Annotated in this window: 15 protein-coding genes; 9 read left to right on the top strand and 6 right to left on the bottom strand. The window is 59.4% G+C overall.

Annotated elements, in window-relative coordinates:
• Nucleotides 1-54 precede the first annotated feature (54 nt).
• Nucleotides 55-588 carry an RNA methyltransferase gene (locus HBN54_RS00795; protein ID WP_168671247.1) on the top strand — a complete coding sequence of 178 codons (534 nt, stop codon included), beginning with the start codon at nucleotides 55-57 and terminating at the stop codon, nucleotides 586-588.
• A gap of 46 nt (nucleotides 589-634) precedes the next feature.
• Nucleotides 635-1036, top strand: a complete 402-nt coding sequence (locus tag HBN54_RS00800) for a hypothetical protein (RefSeq protein WP_168671248.1) — start codon at nucleotides 635-637, stop codon at nucleotides 1034-1036.
• An 80-nt stretch (nucleotides 1037-1116) separates the two neighbouring features.
• Here the strand turns inward: HBN54_RS00800 and HBN54_RS00805 are convergent, their stop codons facing one another.
• Both HBN54_RS00805 and HBN54_RS00810 read right to left on the bottom strand, forming a co-directional pair.
• Nucleotides 1117-1884: a TerC family protein gene (locus HBN54_RS00805; protein WP_317170061.1), complete on the bottom strand. Its 768-nt coding sequence runs from the start codon at nucleotides 1882-1884 to the stop codon at nucleotides 1117-1119.
• A 110-nt stretch (nucleotides 1885-1994) separates the two neighbouring features.
• Nucleotides 1995-2486 carry a YajQ family cyclic di-GMP-binding protein gene (locus HBN54_RS00810; RefSeq protein ID WP_168671249.1) on the bottom strand — a complete coding sequence of 164 codons (492 nt, stop codon included), beginning with the start codon at nucleotides 2484-2486 and terminating at the stop codon, nucleotides 1995-1997.
• A 104-nt stretch (nucleotides 2487-2590) separates the two neighbouring features.
• Here HBN54_RS00810 and HBN54_RS00815 point away from each other — a divergent pair, with 104 nt between their 5' ends.
• Nucleotides 2591-3049 (top strand): GNAT family N-acetyltransferase, encoded by a 459-nt coding sequence (locus HBN54_RS00815; protein WP_168671250.1) that lies wholly within the window; start codon nucleotides 2591-2593, stop codon nucleotides 3047-3049.
• 76 nt (nucleotides 3050-3125) lie between these two features.
• Here the strand turns inward: HBN54_RS00815 and HBN54_RS00820 are convergent, their stop codons facing one another.
• On the bottom strand, nucleotides 3126-3434 hold the full coding sequence (locus tag HBN54_RS00820) for a DUF962 domain-containing protein (protein WP_168671251.1): 309 nt from the start codon (nucleotides 3432-3434) through the stop codon (nucleotides 3126-3128).
• A gap of 113 nt (nucleotides 3435-3547) precedes the next feature.
• Here HBN54_RS00820 and HBN54_RS00825 point away from each other — a divergent pair, with 113 nt between their 5' ends.
• Nucleotides 3548-4027 (top strand): PaaI family thioesterase, encoded by a 480-nt coding sequence (locus tag HBN54_RS00825; RefSeq protein ID WP_168671252.1) that lies wholly within the window; start codon nucleotides 3548-3550, stop codon nucleotides 4025-4027.
• An 88-nt stretch (nucleotides 4028-4115) separates the two neighbouring features.
• Here HBN54_RS00825 and HBN54_RS00830 read toward each other — a convergent pair whose 3' ends face one another.
• Together HBN54_RS00830 and HBN54_RS00835 are read right to left on the bottom strand one after the other, a co-directional pair.
• On the bottom strand, nucleotides 4116-5123 hold the full coding sequence (locus HBN54_RS00830) for an NYN domain-containing protein (RefSeq protein WP_168671253.1): 1008 nt from the start codon (nucleotides 5121-5123) through the stop codon (nucleotides 4116-4118).
• 383 nt (nucleotides 5124-5506) lie between these two features.
• Nucleotides 5507-6247 (bottom strand): metal-dependent hydrolase, encoded by a 741-nt coding sequence (locus HBN54_RS00835; RefSeq protein WP_168671254.1) that lies wholly within the window; start codon nucleotides 6245-6247, stop codon nucleotides 5507-5509.
• 276 nt (nucleotides 6248-6523) lie between these two features.
• On the opposite strand from HBN54_RS00835, the gene mfd reads away from it, so the two are divergent.
• The 3 genes from mfd (at nucleotide 6524) to HBN54_RS00850 (ending at nucleotide 11241) form a co-directional block, all read left to right on the top strand.
• Nucleotides 6524-9937 (top strand): transcription-repair coupling factor, encoded by a 3414-nt coding sequence (gene mfd / locus HBN54_RS00840; RefSeq protein WP_168671255.1) that lies wholly within the window; start codon nucleotides 6524-6526, stop codon nucleotides 9935-9937.
• Nucleotides 9938-10089: 152 nt separating this feature from the next.
• Nucleotides 10090-10782 carry a DUF6624 domain-containing protein gene (locus tag HBN54_RS00845; RefSeq protein ID WP_168671256.1) on the top strand — a complete coding sequence of 231 codons (693 nt, stop codon included), beginning with the start codon at nucleotides 10090-10092 and terminating at the stop codon, nucleotides 10780-10782.
• 45 nt (nucleotides 10783-10827) lie between these two features.
• Complete coding sequence (locus tag HBN54_RS00850) at nucleotides 10828-11241, top strand: GNAT family N-acetyltransferase (RefSeq protein WP_235955329.1); 414 nt, start codon at nucleotides 10828-10830, stop codon at nucleotides 11239-11241.
• A gap of 53 nt (nucleotides 11242-11294) precedes the next feature.
• Here the strand turns inward: HBN54_RS00850 and HBN54_RS00855 are convergent, their stop codons facing one another.
• On the bottom strand, nucleotides 11295-11999 hold the full coding sequence (locus tag HBN54_RS00855; RefSeq protein WP_168671258.1) for a DsbA family oxidoreductase: 705 nt from the start codon (nucleotides 11997-11999) through the stop codon (nucleotides 11295-11297).
• Nucleotides 12000-12311: 312 nt separating this feature from the next.
• Here HBN54_RS00855 and HBN54_RS00860 point away from each other — a divergent pair, with 312 nt between their 5' ends.
• On the top strand, nucleotides 12312-13313 hold the full coding sequence (locus HBN54_RS00860; RefSeq protein ID WP_168671259.1) for an aldo/keto reductase: 1002 nt from the start codon (nucleotides 12312-12314) through the stop codon (nucleotides 13311-13313).
• A 201-nt stretch (nucleotides 13314-13514) separates the two neighbouring features.
• Entirely contained in the window at nucleotides 13515-14606 is a 1092-nt protein-coding gene (gene proB, locus HBN54_RS00865; protein ID WP_168671260.1) for a glutamate 5-kinase, read from the top strand.
• Nucleotides 14607-14687 lie beyond the last annotated feature (81 nt).

Below are 14687 nucleotides of genomic sequence, written 5' to 3' on the forward strand. Positions count from 1 at the left end.
CGTTGGCCCTCCCCTTTTCCTTCACGGCAAGCTAAAGCTTACCGCACAAGCACCATGCGAAAACTCACAATGGCCGAGCTGAACCGGGCCTCGGTTGACGACTTCAAAAGTACGCCCAAAAGCCCCGTGGTTTTGGTGCTCGACAACGTGCGCAGCATGCACAACGTGGGTGCCATCTTCCGCACGGCCGACGCTTTCGCGCTCGAAAAAATATACCTCTGCGGTATCACGCCACGCCCGCCGCACCGCGAAATCACGAAAACGGCGCTGGGTAGCGAGGAGTCGATGGCCTGGGAATACGCGGCCGAAACCGTGACCGCCGTGGCCGCCCTCAAGGCCGCCGGCTACCAGATTGCCGCCGTGGAGCAAACCACGGGCAGCGTCGCGCTGCCGCAGTTTCGGCCCGAGACAGGCCGGCCGCTGGCCCTGGTGCTAGGCAACGAAGTTTTTGGCGTTGAGGATGCCGTGCTGGCGCTGTGCGACCTGGCGGTGGAAATCCCGCAGTTCGGCACCAAGCATTCACTGAACGTGGGCGTGGCGGCCGGCGTGGTGCTCTGGGATGCGCTGGTGAAGCTGGGCGTGGTGTAAGTGTCGGAATCCGGCAACCATTGGCCCGGCCGGCGGTTGAGTTCTCATGCTCCCCTCCCCTACCGCCGCCACCCGGCCCGATGCCGCCCTACTGGCCCTGCGCCCTACCATCAACGCGGAAGCGACCGATGCCGAAGGCACCGTGGGATACTTTCTGCACGCCACCCTGCGCCCGGTCCTCAAGCTACAAAATGACCTGCTGCTGGCCGTGGTAGCCGATTTCGTGCACGACCATCACATTACCCTGCGCCCCACCGACCAGCACCACCAACTCACCGAGCTGCTGACCCGCAATACCAAGCTGCGCTATACCATCGTGGGGCTGATAACCGGCCAGTTTACCGCCGCCGAATACGCCTTTTACCGCCCGCAGCGCGCCGAACTGAACCGCCGCCTACTGGAAATGGCCCTGCACCGCGTGCTCGACCAGGTGGCGCTAATAGGTTAGCCCGCAGAGGAAAGGCGCAGAAGTCGCAGAACGTTCTGCGGCCTCTGCGCCTTTCCTCTGCGCCCTCTGCGGGCTAAAATTTAGTCGTACTGCGAGTCGCGCAGCTGCACGGGCTTGGTTTTCTTGCGCAGGCGCAGGTTCAGCACTTCTACCGTGAGCGAGAAGGCCATGGCAAAGTAGAGGTAGCCTTTTTCGATTTCTTTATGGCCCGCTTCCATCACCAGCATGAAGCCAATCATGATGAGAAACGAGAGGGCCAGCATCTTGATGGTGGGGTTGTCGTTCACGAAATTGGCCACCACCCCGCTGAAGGCCAGCATGATACCCATGGCGCAAATCACGGCCGCAATCATCACCAGCACGTTATCCACAAGGCCCACGGCGGTGAGGATGGAGTCGAAGCTGAATACGATGTCGATAACCACGATTTGCAGGATGATGCTCATCATCGAAACGCCCTTGCCGCCTACTGTTTCCTCTTCTTCTTCGCCCTGCAACTTGGTATGAATTTCGGTGGTGCTCTTGTACATCAGGAACAGGCCGCCGGCCAGCAGAATCAGGTCGCGCCCGGTTACGCCAAACGGCTGCGCCAGCCACGGAAACGGCAGGTCGAACAGCGGCGTGCGCAGGCCCACAATCCAGGAAATGCTCAGCAGCAGGCCAATGCGGAACAGCAGCGCCAGCAGCAGGCCGATGGTACGGCCGCGCGCCTGCTGCTCCCGGGGCAGCCGGTTCACCACAATGGAAATGAAGATGATGTTGTCAATCCCCAGCACGATTTCCATGAACGTGAGGGTGAGCAGGCTAACCCAGGTAGCGGGGTGGGCGAAGGCCGAAAAATCGTACACGAGAGGGGAATTATAAATTTTGAATTATAAATTATAAATTACCTGAATCAATCCCAGTCGATTAATACGCTGATTTATAATTCAAAATTTATAATTTATAATCTCCTGAATTATGACTTCATATTCACAAACTGCAGCGGCAGGCCGATATCAGTCCGGCGCAGTACGGCAATGGCGGCCTGCAAATCGTCGATTTTCTTGGCCGTCACGCGCACCTGGTCGTCCTGCATCTGGGCTTCCACCTTCACCTTGGCATCCTTGATGGCCTTGATGATTTTGCGGCCGAACTCCTTGTCCACCCCGGCACGCACCTTGATGGTTTTCTTGATGAGCTGGCCGCTGGGCTGCTCGTCGGCCGAAAAGTCGAGGCTGGTGCCGTCGATGCCCTGCTTCACCACGCGGCCGAGCAGGATGTCCTCCAGCGCCTTCACGCGCATCGAGTTTTCCGACGACAGGAGGATGGTATTGTCCTTTTTGTTGAGCTCGATGCCGCCCTTGGTGTCGCGCAGGTCGTAGCGGGTCTGAAGTTCTTTTTGGGCTGTATTTACCGCGTTTTCGAGGGTTTGCGGGTCAACTTTGCTCACGATGTCGAAGGATGCCATAGCGGGTGGGGCGTAGTTTTGAGAGATTTAAACCGGCGCTGGCCGGGCCGTAAAGGTAACAAGCCGCACCGGCCCGGGTTACGCCCCCGCTTCACGTTTCGCTCATGAATTCAGCCGCCGCCATCCAGCCGCCTCGCACGCCCGCCGAGTGGGCCGCCTACTACCAGCTGCGCTACGCCGTGCTGCGCCAGCCCTGGCAGCAGCCCCCCGGCTCGGAGCGCGTACCGGCCGACGATGAGGCCGGTACCATCCACGCCCTGCTACTGGCTGTTGCCTCAGCGTCGCCCGAGGCCCTGGCCGTGGGCATGCTGCAGCCCACCGGGGCCGGACAGGGCCAGATTCGCTTCATGGCCGTAGCGCCCGAAGCCGCCGGGCGGGGCCTGGGCCAGCGCGTGGTAGCGTATCTGGAAGAGCAGGCGCGAGCGGCGGGCCTGGGCGAAATCGTGCTGCACTCGCGGCAGGCCGCCGTCGGTTTTTATGAGAAGCTGGGCTACGCGGTAATAGAACCTTCGCACCTGCTGTTTGGTGAAATTCAGCACTTTTTGATGCGGAAGGATTTGTAGCGCGGACTTTGCGAGTCCGCGAATGCACTGGTCATTCCGCTTTCCGAACGCGCGGATTCGCAGCGTCCATGGTACATCAGCCAAACTTCTCGCGGCCGCGCCAGAGGTCGAAATACATCCGGAAATCGCCCAGCAGCGAGTACCACGGGTGCTGAAACGTGGCCGGCCGGTTGTGCTCGACGAAGAAATGGCCCACCCAGGCAAAGCCGTAGGCCGCTACCACGCCGGCTGCCAGCCAGTTCCAGTTGCCGGTGCGCAACAGCATACCCAAGCAGATAATGAACAGCGTGGTGCCCACAAAATGCAGCACCCGCGTGCCCCGCTGGCTGTGTTCGCGCAAGTAGCATGGATAAAACTCGGCGAACGTGAGCGGCTGTGCGGACATGACGGGAAGGAACAAAAGGTAAAACCACGGCTTTTCAGACCCAAAAGCGCCGCTCTCAGCAAATGAAGCAAATTTTCCGGCAACCTTGCCGGGGCAATTCCCTCCCTTCTCCCATGTCCGACCAAAATCCGTTCCTCCCCGACCTAGCCACCATGGTGACTGCCTACAACCAGATGAACCACTACGGCCGCACCAACGGCATGGAGCTGACAGTGAGCACCCCCGGCCAAATCGAATACCGCATGCACATCCGCGAAGAGCATCTTTCCTCGCCCAACACCTGCCACGGCGGCGTAATTGCCGGCCTGATGGATGCGGCCCTGGGCGCGGCCGCCCTCTCCCTGGCCTTCACCAAGCTCGAATTAGTCTCCACCGTCGAATTCAAGATGAACTACCTGCACGCCGTGCACCTGCACGATGAGCTGGTGGCGCGTGGCGTAGTCGACCACAGCGGCAACTCGCTGGTGGTGAGCAGCTGCGTGGTCTACCGCCTAAAGGACGGCCACGACGATGTGGCCGTGGCACGCGGCCTAGGCACGTTCAACCGCTACCCGGCCTCCAAGCGTGATTTCGCCCAGCTGTTGATGGGGTGAGATTGAGTTAAGAGTTGAGAGTTAAAAGTTAAAAAGGCCCGTCTGACAATCCAGACGGGCCTTTTTAACTTTTAACGCTTACCTGCGGCTAGAGTTCGGCCGTGGCGTGCACGCCTACGGGCTCGTACTCGTCTTCGCCGTCGGTCATTTGCGGGGCGGTCACTTTGCGCACGTTGCGGGCGCAGTCCTCGTCGCGGTGGTTGCGGCCCACGGTGAACTCCACCCAGTCGCCTTCGCGCAGGTCGTTGAAGTCGCCTTCGGTGAGGTCGGCGTAGCTGAAGAACAGGTTGTTGGGGGGCATTACCACGAAGCCAAAACCGTTTTTCAGGTTCTTGATGGTGCTCATGCCGAGCGTGCCCACGGGGCCGGCGGCAGTGGGGCCGGTGGGCCGGGCCAGCTTGGGCGCGGCCGCCGTGTTGGGCGCAAAAGCAGCGGGCTCCGACTGGCTCACGAACATGGCTTCCACCACCTCATCCTGCTGGGCGAGGCCACGGTCAATCACGTCGTGCATGGCCACCGGGTAGGTTACCTGCTCCAGCAGCTGCTGCGAGGCGCGCGTAACCCGGGTTTCGCCCTTGAAATCTTCGTATTTGAAATCCCAGTTCAGCAGCATCACGCGGGTGCCCACGGTGTTGAGCTTGCGGATGAGGGGCACGTAATCACTGTCGCCGGCGATGAGCACCACCACATCGAGGGTTTTGTGCAGGGCGAGCTCAAGGGCTTCAAGGCTCAGCCACACGTCGATGCCTTTTTCCTGGAGGCGGCCGTCGCGGGTTTTCAGGGCCATGTAGTGGGTTTGCACGCCCAGGTTCATCAGAATATCGTCGAGCAGGCGGTCGTGAAACAGGCGGTCTTTGTCGCGGGCTTCGGTGGCCGAGAGGCGGCCCCGGAAAAAGTGCGCGTCGGTAATCTGCGCCAGGCGCACGTCTACGTCCTCTTCTTCGGCCACCTGGTGGCGAATGTACTCGTGCAGGCCTTCAAGGCTGATACGGGCCTTGCGGTCGTGCTGGAAATAATAATAGTCGCTAATTTTTAAGAAATAGTTGCCGTCATAAAAGACACCAACCCGAATCAAGGGGCTGTTCATCTGGTTCATGGGATGCGTTAAGTAAAGTTAGAGAAGTGTTTTGAGTGGGCTAGGAGGGTGAATCAAGTAGAAATGCCGGAACAACACGCGACAAAATACTCGTCACCCGTTCCGGCTCTCAGTATAATTAGCAGGAAAACTCCGGCGCGACAGCTCGCTAAAAAGCGGTAGCTGGCGGGATTAAAATGTAGCTTAATTGATTTTTAAGAATACCGGCTGGCGAAAACGATTGAAAACGCAGAATAATAACACGATTCAATGCCAAATCGACCCTAATTTACCAGCATATCTGCTGCGAAGCTAACGGTCTTAGCTGACTTATGCAATAGTGCCCACAATCAAGCGGATGGAGCTTCTAGTGCCGCCACGCCAATCGGCGGGAGGCGGCCCGGCTAAAAGCCCATGTGCCCCACCACCAGCCCAAGCACCAGCAGCGCGTAGCCCACGCAAATGCCCACTTCCAAGGCGTTGCCGCTGGCCGAGCCGGTGCTGATAAGCGGCACCTTGAACGAGAACTCTGAAATGGGCAAAAACCACCGCACGCCCGATTTGGTGAGCGTATCGGCCAGCAAGTGGGAGGCGTAGCCGCTGCCCGCGTACAGGGCCACGCCGCGCCAGCCCAGGTGCTGGTCGGCGAGGTAGCCAATGTAAGTCCAGAGCGCGGTGGCCCAGATGGTGTGCGTCCAGGAGCGGTGGGTGGTGAAGGGGGCCAGCGCCACAAAGGTGCCCAGCAGGCTTAGCCAAAGCTGCTCGGTGTAGAGGCCGGCCACCACCGTGCCCAGGCCCGTGAACAGCAGCGCCAGCCGCCGGGCCGAGCCGCCCTGCATGCCCACGCCAATGAGCCCGAAAGCCAGCGCCGCCGTGTAGTACAGCCGCTGCTCGGCCCCGGGGGCCCGCTGAAAGTAGGCATAGGCGGCCAGCGCCAGCGCCCCGGCGGCAAAGGCCCAGCGTACATAGTTTTGGGTGAAGCCGAGCCGCTTACTGAGGCGGCTTTCGGGATGGTCGAGGTCGGGGGCGAGGCTGGAAAAGCCGGCCAGGGCAATGCCGGCCAGTGAAAACGGAATGCCCGGCACCAGCCCGGCCACGGCCACGCCGGTAATAAGGCCAATGGCCAGGTGGGAAGAGCCGCGCATTAATTGTTGTTTCTGGTTATTTGTTCCTAGTGAGCACCTGTCATCCTGAGCACAGCGAAGGACCTTATCAAGTTAGCGCCAACTGTATTTCCTATTGTTATCCAAACGTGATAAGGTCCTTCGCTGTGCTCAGGATGACAGACGACCAAAATCGGCAACGAAGCTACGGGCAGCCCCGGAAACCTTCGCTGCCTTTGCCGTGTATTTACCCCGCTGCCCGACCGGAGAAATCTCCGGCCGGGCTACTTCATTTGCCCCGCCCTAGCCTGACTATTTGTGCAAGTAGCTGATTTTCTTCGCCTATACCGTTTATCCCCCGAATTGCAGGTGCTGGCCGCGCGCCTGCGCGATGCCGTGAAGCCCGACGCCGACCGGCCGCGCCTGCACCTGCGCGGGCTGGTGGGCAGCCAGGATGCCGTGGTGGTGGCTGCCGTGGCCCAGCCGCAGCATCCGCACGTATTCATTCTGCACGACAAGGACGAGGCGGCATATTTCCTGGCCGACCTGCAGCACCTGCTGCCCGAGGGGCCGGAAGTGCTGCTGTTTCCTAGCTCCTACAAGCGGCCGTATCAGTTCGACGAAACGGAGAATGCCAACGTGCTGATGCGCGCCGAGGCCCTGAACCGCATCAACACGACGCGGGCGGCCGGCACCGGGAATAGTGTATTCATCGTGACCTACCCGGAGGCGCTGACGGAGAAGGTGATAAACCGGCAAAGCCTGGTAAAGAACACCTTCAACGCCAAGGTGGGCGACAAGCTGGACGTGAATTTCCTGGGCGAGCTGCTGGGTGAATACGACTTCGAGAAAACGGATTTCGTGTACGAAGCAGGGCAGTACGCGGTGCGCGGCGGCATTGTGGACGTGTTCAGCTACGCGAATGAATTGCCGTTTCGCCTCGAATTATTTGGCGATGAAATAGAGAGCATCCGCACGTTTAATCCGGAAACGCAGCTGTCGGTTGACGCGAAGGCCACCATCAGCATTATCCCGAATGTGCAGACCAAGATGCTGACCGAAACGCGGGAGGCTTTCCTTGAATTTCTGCCCCGCACGGCCTGTATCTGGGCCAAGGATGTGCGCCAAACGCTGGACGTGGTGACGGAATTATTTGAAAAAGCCGAAGCTAATTTTCAGCAGATGCTGAGTGAGAGCGGCGGGATGCAGATTGTGAGCAAGCCCGGCGATTTATTTGAATCGGGCAAGAGCTTTAAGAAACTGTTTGATGAATTCGCGGTGGTGGAATTCGGCAAGCGCTTTCATTTCAAAAACGCCGATACGTTTCAATTTACTGCCAAGCCGCAGCCGAGTTTCAACAAGGAATTCGAGCGTATGGTAAAGAATATCAAGGAGAACCAGCACCGGAATTTTACTACGATAATTACCGCCGATACCGTGCGCCAGGCCGACCGGCTGCGTACCATTTTTGATGAATTAGATAATAATGTGCAATTTCAGCACTTGCTGCTGGCGCTGCGCGAAGGCTTTATCGATGAGCAGCTTGAGCTGGCCGTTTATACCGACCACCAATTATTTGAGCGGTATTACCGGGCGCAGGAAGCGCGAAAATTCTCGAAGAAAAAAGCGTTGACGCTGCGCGAATTAAAAACCCTGCAACCCGGCGATTACGTGACGCACCAGGATTATGGAATCGCACGTTTCGCGGGCCTGACGCAGGTGGAGATAAACGGGCAGATTCAGGAGGCTATTCGGCTGGTGTATCGGGATGATGACTTGCTGACGGTGAGCATTCACTCGCTGCACAAGATTGCGAAATACAGCGGCGCGGAGGGCTCGCCGCCTACCATGAGCAAGCTGGGCTCGCCGGAGTGGGAGAACAAAAAGAAGTCGGTAAAGAAAAAGGTGAAGGACATTGCGGCCGACCTTATTCGGCTGTACGCCAAGCGCAAGACCGCGCCGGGCTTCGCCTTTTCCATCGACGGATTTTTGCAGGCCGAGCTGGAATCGAGCTTCATTTACGAAGACACGCCCGACCAGGCCAAGGCCACCGAGGACGTGAAAAACGACATGCAGCAGCCCCACCCCATGGACCGCCTCATTTGTGGCGACGTGGGCTTTGGCAAAACGGAAATTGCCATTCGGGCGGCCTTCAAGGCCGTGGCCGATGGCAAGCAGGCGGCCGTGCTGGTGCCCACCACCATCCTGGCCATGCAGCACTACAAGACCTTTCGCGACCGGCTGGCCACGCTGCCGGTGACGGTGGAATACATCAACCGGTTTAAGTCGACGAAGCAGATTAAGGAAACCCTGGGGCGCGTGGCCGAGGGAAAAACCGATATTCTCATCGGCACGCATCGGCTTACGAATAAGGACATTAAATTTAAAGACCTCGGGATTTTAATCATTGACGAGGAGCAGAAATTTGGTGTCAAGACCAAGGACAAGCTCAAGGAATTGAAGGTGAACGTGGACACGCTCACGCTTTCGGCCACGCCCATTCCGCGCACGCTGCACTTCTCGCTGATGGGGGCGCGCGATTTGAGCGTGATTGCCACGCCGCCGCCCAACCGGCAGCCGGTGAACACGGAGTTGCACGTATATGACGAGATTCTGATTCGGGACGCGGTGGCGCGGGAATTGAAGCGCGGTGGTCAGGTGTTTTTTGTGCACAACCGCGTGAAGGATATCGAGGAGATGGCCGCTACGATTCTGCGGTTGGTGCCGGATGCGAAAATCACATTCGCCCACGGGCAGATGGACGGCGAGATGCTGGAAAAGCGCATGATGAAATTTGTGGAGGGCGAGTACGATGTGCTGGTTTCAACCAACATAATCGAATCGGGCCTCGACATTCCCAACGCTAATACCATCATCATCAACCGCGCCCACTTGGCCGGCCTGAGCGACCTGCACCAGATGCGCGGCCGCGTGGGCCGCTCCAACCGCAAGGCGTACTGCTACTTACTCACGCCGCCGGTGGCCCAGCTGCCGGCCGACGCCCGCAAGCGCCTGAGCACCTTGGAGGAGTTTTCGGACCTCGGCGCGGGCTTTAACGTGGCCATGCGCGACCTAGATATTCGCGGCGCGGGCAATTTGCTGGGCGGCGAGCAATCGGGCTTTATCAACGACCTGGGCTACGAAACCTACCACCAGATTCTGGACGAGGCCGTGCAGGAATTGAAGGAAACTGAATTCCGCGACCTGTTCCTGGGCGATTCGAACCAGCGCTTGCAAATGGCAGCCGGCGCGGGCCGAAACCAGGAATGCAACGTGGAAACCGACCAGCAGGTGCTCATCCCGGAGAAATACGTGAGTAACGTATCGGAGCGCCTGCAGCTTTACGCCAAGCTCGACCGCGCCCAGAAGCCGGAGGAACTGCGCAAGCTGCTGGCCAGCATGGTGGACCGCTTCGGCCCGCTACCACCCGAGGTGGAGCAGTTGGCCGACATCGTGCGGCTGCGTTGGCAGGCCTGCAAAGTGGGCTTCGCCAAAATCACCCTCAAGCGCGACACGCTGAAAGGCTACCTGCCCGCCGACGACGACCACAAAGCCTATTTCCAGGGCGAGCAGTTCGGCACCATTCTCAACTACGTGCAGACGCACCCGCGCACCGCCAAGCTGAAGGAGCACAAGGCGCAGCTGATTGTGACGTTTGAGGAGGTGCGCTCTATTCAGCAGGCCAAGCGCGTGCTGAGCGAGCTGGGCAGCGAGGAGGCGGTGGCGGCGTAACCCCACCCCCACTCTCCCGAGGAGAGGGGAGCCAGACGATTTGCAAACGGACTCCCGTCAGGAGCATAACCGGTTCCCCCTCTCCGCGGGAGAGGGGGTCAGGGGGTGAGGTGAACGCGGAGGGCGTAGTGCCCATCCATAAAAACCATTTCATGAAATCTTTCCTCGCCTTATTACTCCTCGGGCTACTCCCGCAGCTTACTGCCGCCCAGACCACGCCGCAGAACCCGCGCCTGAAGCACGAGCTCGACAGCATCTACACTGTGGACCAGCGCTGGCGGAGCATGCTGTTCAACCCGCGCTTCAACCGCCGGCCGGACTCGCTGGCCCGCGCCCTGGGCGTGACGCGCGAAAGCCTGCCGACCTACATTCCGGGCCAGATGCTACGCACCGATTCCTCGAATACGGTGCGAATGCGCGCCATTCTGAAACAGTACGGCTACCCCGGCAAGTCGCTGGTGGGCACGCCCGCCAACGAGGCCGCGTGGTACGTCATCCAGCACTCGCCCGACATCGACCGCTACCTGCCGCTCATCAGAAAAGCCGCTGACAAAGGCGAACTGCCCTTCTATCTATACGCCCAAATGCTGGACCGCCAGCTCATGCGCGCCGGCAAGGAGCAGCAGTACGGCACCCAGGCGATGGGCTACACCGTGCTGAACCCCGCCACCGGCCGGCGCGAGGCCCAACGGCCCTTCGTGTGGCCCATCCGGGATGCGGCGGGCGTGAACGAACGCCGAAAAAAGGCCGGCTTCCCAACCACCGTGGAGCAGAATGCCGCTAATTTGGGCATTCCGTACCGGGTGCTGACGTTGCCGGACGTGGAGAAAATGCCCAAAAACTAACGTTGCCTTATGACCATTCGCTGGCATTGCCTACCCTTCGAATCCTTGCCCTCTCTCATCCTATACGACCTGCTGCGCCTGCGCTCGGAGGTGTTTGTGGTAGAGCAAAACTGTGTTTTTCAGGATATTGACCGCCAGGACATGGATGCCCACCACTTGCTAGGCTACAACGAAGCCGGCGAGCTGGCCGCCTATGCCCGCCTCTTCGATGCCGGCAAGTGCTACGAGGAAGCCAGCATTGGGCGCGTGATTGTGGCGCAGCCGTTCCGGCGCTACAGTCTGGGCCGCGAGCTGATGCGGCAGGCCCTGGCGCATTCCGATGCGCTTTTTGGGCCGCAAGCCAATAAAATTGGCGCGCAGCAGCATCTGGAGCGGTTTTACAACGAGTTTGGCTACGAGCAGTGCGGGCCGATGTACGTGGAGGACGGCATTCCGCACATCCCCATGCGGCGGGCATAAAAAAGGCGCTTCCAGCTGGTGGAAGCGCCTTTTTGCAATCTTCAGCGATGGGCTTAAATCTCGCAGCCCTCGGGGCCGCAGGCGTCGCCGTCGGCCACCATGGTGAGGGCGGGTTTGGCGGGCTTCGATTCGTCCCACACCTTTTCCAGTACTTCGGCAAATAGCTCCGAGGGCTGGGCTCCTGATACGGCGTATTTGTCTTCAAATACGAAAAACGGCACTCCGCGCACGTTGATTTGCTGGGCGTGGTACTCGTCGAGGCGCACGGCTTCGGCATAGGTGCCGGCGGTGAGGGCGGCACGGCTTTCGGCGGCATCGAGGCCCACTTCGGTGCCCAGCTTCACCAGGTTGTCGAGGTCGCCGATGTTTTGGCCTTCAAGGTAATAAGCGGCCATGAGGCGCTCCTTGGTGGCATCCTGCCGGCCGTGGTGCGCGCCGAAGTGGATGAGCTGGTGGGCCAGGAAAGTATTGGCCGGAATGGTGTTGTCGAAGTCGTAAGCCAAGCCAACTTCCTTGGCGGCCGCGGTCATGTAGTCGTTCATTTTACGGCCTTCCTCCACCGAAACGCCCTTTTTCTTGGCTAATGACGCGTGGATGCTTTCGCCGGGGATGGGCTGAAAATCGGGCGTGAGCTGGAAGCTGTGCCACACCACTTCCACTTCGTCGCGGTGCGCGAAGTCTTTCAGGGCATTCTCAAACTTGCGCTTGCCGATGTAGCAGAACGGACAAACGACGTCGGACCAGATTTCAACTTTCATATCTTGAGATTTTTCTAATTGCAATGGAAGAAGCTACAAGAAACGGGAGCGGCGAAAAGTTTCGGGAAGAGAAGAATGCAGGGAAAGGACGGTCATGCAGAGTGCAACGCAGCATCTTTACCGCAGTAGTAAACCAATCGATTGAATTGCATTGAGCAGTAAAGATGCTGCGCTGCGCGCTGCATGACGGCCGAACATAGTACGCCACAACCGGCCGCCACTACGCTACCGCCACAACCTTCCGCCCAAAACCCCGGTTAACAACCCCGGCCCCAACGCGGCTTTTTCCCTTTCAACAAACTTCAATTACTCATGGAATATCAAAAATTAGGCTCTTCCGGCGTTTCCGTTTCGCGCATCACCTTTGGCAGTTGGGCGGCCGGTGGCTGGATGTGGGGCGGCACCGAGCAGAACGACGCCGTGGGTGCCATCCACGCCAGCTACGAGCTGGGCGTGACCAGCATCGACACCGCGCCGATATACGGCATGGGCCTGAGCGAGCAGATTGTGGGCGAGGCCATTAAAAGCCTGCCGCGCGATAAAGTGCAGATTCTCACCAAATTCGGCATGCGCTGGGATTTGGCCAAGGGCGACTTCGCCATGAAAACCAAGGACAACAACGGCCAGGACGTCGACGTGTACAAGTTCGCCGGCCGCGACAGCATCATCAAGGAATGCGAGGACAGCCTCAAGCGCCTCGGCACCGACTACATCGACCTCTACCAGCAGCACTGGCCCGACACAACCACAAGCATCGACGAAACGATGGAGGCCCTGAGCCGCCTCATCGAACAGGGCAAGGTGCGCGCTGGGGGCGTGAGCAATTACTCGGTGGCCCAGATGCAGGAAGCCGAAAAAACCCTCCACCTGGCTTCCAACCAGGTGCCCTACAGCATGCTGCGCCGCGATATTGAAGCCGACGTGGTGCCGCATTGCCTCGAATACAACAAGGCCATTCTGGTATACAGCCCGCTGCAGCTGGGCCTGCTAACGGGCAAGATGAAGCCCGGCCAGGAGTTCGGCGAGGGCGACCTGCGCAAAAGCAACCGCTTCTTCACGCCCGAAAGCGTGAAGCGCGTGAACGACGTGCTGAATAAAATCCGCCCGCTGGCCGAAACCAAAAACGCCACCCTCAGCCAGCTCGTGCTGCGCTGGACGCTGGCGCAGCCCGGCATCACGGTGGCGCTGGTGGGCGCCCGCAACCCCGAGCAAGCCGTGCAGAACGCCCGCGCCATGGATTTCAAGCTGACGTTTGAAGAGGTGGATTTCATCAATAAGCAGCTGAAGTCGCTGGAGACGGCAGCAACGGTGTAAACCTAAAATCTGTCATCCTGAGCGCAGCGAAGGACCTTATCACGGCTGCCCAGTTTGCAGTAAATAGATTTGGTTACTGCTCATCGTTCAGCCGTGGTAAGGTCCTTCGCTGCGCTCAGGATGACAGGCGGAGCTCAGAACGACAGAAAATCCCGATTGGCGCGGCTAGCTTTGGCCGCGCCTTTTTTGCGCCCGCCCGCCATGCTCCTCCCCTATCGCCGCCTCGTTGTCAAAATCGGTTCCAATGTCCTCACCCAGGATAACGGCCTGCCCGACCTCGCCCGCATGGAGCACCTTATGGCCCAGATTGTGCAGCTCAAGGCCCAGGGCCGGGAAGTCATCGTGGTATCGTCCGGCGCGGTGGCGGCGGGGCGCAGCCTCATTACGCTGCCTGCCCAGGCCGATGCCGTGCGCAGCCGCCAGCTGCTGGCCGCCGTGGGCCAGGTGAAGCTGCTGAGCACCTACGCCGAGCTGCTAGCGAAGCACCAATTGCTCTGCGCCCAGGTGCTGGTGACCAAGGAAGACTTCCGCGACCGCCAGCACTACCTGAACATGAAAAACTGTTTTCAGGAATTGCTCCAGCAGGATGTTATTCCCATTGTGAATGAGAACGATGTGATTTCCGTCACGGAGCTTATGTTTACGGACAACGACGAGCTGGCCAGCCTCATTGCCGCGCAGCTCGATGCCGATGCGCTCATTATTCTTAGCAACGTAGACGGTATTTTCACCGGCGACCCGCGCCTGCCAGAGTCGGAAATAATCAGTGAAATAGCGCCGGCCGACAAGGGCTTTGACCAGTTTATTACAGCACAGCGCTCGCAGTTTGGGCGCGGCGGCATGCTCACCAAGTGCCACATGGCGCACAAGGTGGCCAAATTGGGCATCAGCGTGCACATTGCCAACGGCAAGACGGCCGATATTCTGCCCGGCGTGCTGGCCGGCACGGCGCTCAGCACCTGGTTTCGGCCCAGCAAAACGGCCTCGGGCAAAAAGAAGTGGCTGGCCCACGCCCAGAGCGCCGCCAAGGCCGTGGTGCGCGTGAATGCCGGAGCCCGGGCCGCCCTAAGCACGCCCGGCAAAGCCGTGAGCCTGCTGCCGGTGGGCATTATCAGCATCGAAGGCCAATTTCAGAAAGGCGATATCGTGCAGCTGGCCGACGAAACCGGGCACCTGCTGGGCCTAGGCATTGCCGAATACGGGGCCGAAAAAGCCCTGGAGCGCCTGGGCCAGCAGCACCAGCGCCCGCTGGTGCACTACGATTACCTGTTCCTGAACCCCGACCTGGGGTAGCGTTAAGCGTTAAAGGTTGGGAATTAAGAGTTGAAGCTCATCCTCAATTTTTAACTCCTAACCTTTAACTTTTAACTCTTA

Origin of the sequence: Hymenobacter artigasi (assembly GCF_012275535.1) — a bacterium.
Lineage (GTDB): Bacteria > Bacteroidota > Bacteroidia > Cytophagales > Hymenobacteraceae > Hymenobacter > Hymenobacter artigasi.

Excerpts from the sequence above, each read along its gene's own strand:
- HBN54_RS00795 (WP_168671247.1), top strand. The coding sequence starts at position 55 with ATGCGAAAACTCACAATGGCCGAGCTGAACCGGGCCTCGGTTGACGAC.
- HBN54_RS00800 (WP_168671248.1), top strand. The coding sequence starts at position 635 with ATGCTCCCCTCCCCTACCGCCGCCACCCGGCCCGATGCCGCCCTACTG.
- HBN54_RS00810 (WP_168671249.1), bottom strand. The coding sequence starts at position 2,486 with ATGGCATCCTTCGACATCGTGAGCAAAGTTGACCCGCAAACCCTCGAA.
- HBN54_RS00815 (WP_168671250.1), top strand. The coding sequence starts at position 2,591 with ATGAATTCAGCCGCCGCCATCCAGCCGCCTCGCACGCCCGCCGAGTGG.
- HBN54_RS00820 (WP_168671251.1), bottom strand. The coding sequence starts at position 3,434 with ATGTCCGCACAGCCGCTCACGTTCGCCGAGTTTTATCCATGCTACTTG.
- HBN54_RS00825 (WP_168671252.1), top strand. The coding sequence starts at position 3,548 with ATGTCCGACCAAAATCCGTTCCTCCCCGACCTAGCCACCATGGTGACT.
- HBN54_RS00830 (WP_168671253.1), bottom strand. The coding sequence starts at position 5,123 with ATGAACCAGATGAACAGCCCCTTGATTCGGGTTGGTGTCTTTTATGAC.
- HBN54_RS00835 (WP_168671254.1), bottom strand. The coding sequence starts at position 6,247 with ATGCGCGGCTCTTCCCACCTGGCCATTGGCCTTATTACCGGCGTGGCC.
- HBN54_RS00845 (WP_168671256.1), top strand. The coding sequence starts at position 10,090 with ATGAAATCTTTCCTCGCCTTATTACTCCTCGGGCTACTCCCGCAGCTT.
- HBN54_RS00855 (WP_168671258.1), bottom strand. The coding sequence starts at position 11,999 with ATGAAAGTTGAAATCTGGTCCGACGTCGTTTGTCCGTTCTGCTACATC.
- HBN54_RS00860 (WP_168671259.1), top strand. The coding sequence starts at position 12,312 with ATGGAATATCAAAAATTAGGCTCTTCCGGCGTTTCCGTTTCGCGCATC.
- proB (WP_168671260.1), top strand. The coding sequence starts at position 13,515 with ATGCTCCTCCCCTATCGCCGCCTCGTTGTCAAAATCGGTTCCAATGTC.